General features: G+C 66.8%; 1 pseudogene. It reads left to right on the top strand.

Annotation, left to right across the window (positions count from 1 at the left end):
* Positions 1-286, top strand: a pseudogene (locus OO52_RS45770) (alpha-1,4-glucan--maltose-1-phosphate maltosyltransferase); the annotation flags it as partial.

Raw genomic sequence — 286 nt, forward strand, 5'->3', positions numbered from 1 at the left:
CCCGCCGAAGAAGTACCAGGACATCTACCCCATCGCGTTCGACGCCGACATGGACGGCCTGGTCGCCGAGACGGTGCGCGTGCTGCGGCACTGGATGGGGCACGGGGTGCGGATCTTCCGGGTCGACAACCCGCACACCAAGCCGGTGGTGTTCTGGGAGCGGGTCATCGCGGAGGTCAACCGCCGGGACCCGGACGTGATCTTCCTGGCGGAGGCGTTCACCCGCCCGGCGATGATGCACACGCTGGCGCAGATCGGTTTCCAGCAGTCGTACACGTACTTCACC

It is taken from the genome of Streptomyces flaveolus (assembly GCF_000716535.1).
In the GTDB taxonomy this organism is placed as follows: Bacteria; Actinomycetota; Actinomycetes; order Streptomycetales; family Streptomycetaceae; genus Streptomyces; species Streptomyces flaveolus_A.